The organism is Capnocytophaga sp. oral taxon 863 str. F0517 (genome assembly GCF_000466425.1).
Lineage (GTDB): Bacteria > Bacteroidota > Bacteroidia > Flavobacteriales > Flavobacteriaceae > Capnocytophaga.
In genome coordinates this window covers 1-542 of sequence record NZ_KE992132.1, presented here as the reverse complement: position 1 = coordinate 542, position 542 = coordinate 1, and the positions used below count along the sequence as shown (strand labels likewise).

The following is a 542-nucleotide window of genomic DNA, read 5'->3' as shown; positions in this document are numbered from 1 at the left end:
TTTTTAATCCTTTGAATTACCTCTACTGCTTTTTGAATGCCTCCTATCTCTTTTTCATAGAGGAGCAAATCAACCGCAGTGAGCTCCAAAGAGGCTACCCGCAAAGTTCTTTCCTCTATAGAAAAAGGTAAGGTTTTCCTTTTTACTCCTATCTCTCTTAAGTTTTTGATATCCTTTTTGACAAGGTAACGAATCTTACTTTGTCCCCTAAAGGAATCCCTCAGTGGAGGTAAGGAGGTTATCACTGTAATTTCATTTGCCTGTAAAGCCTCTTTGGGAGATAGATGTACTTCTACTGCACTGAGCAGGGCTACATAGTATTCCCTTTTTAGGTGTTGCATCAGTGTTTCAATGTAGAAATAAGGTTTTCCCTCTTCTCTGATAGCTCTGTTATCAGTAGCATTACCAATATCCACAAAACGGACGATGCTATAGATGCCATTCCAAAGAGGCAGGAGCTTTCCTTGCTTTTTAAGTGTCCCCAAAGTATTGAGAATAGTTTTTTCTTTAAGGTGAGGAAACACCTCTTTTAGCTCCTGCAT

At 39.3% G+C, this 542-nt stretch carries 1 protein-coding gene; it reads right to left on the bottom strand.

Annotated features, from left to right (window positions below):
• The coding region (locus HMPREF1551_RS05980) for a type IV toxin-antitoxin system AbiEi family antitoxin (protein WP_021628174.1) at positions 1-542 on the bottom strand (542 nt) is incomplete at both ends.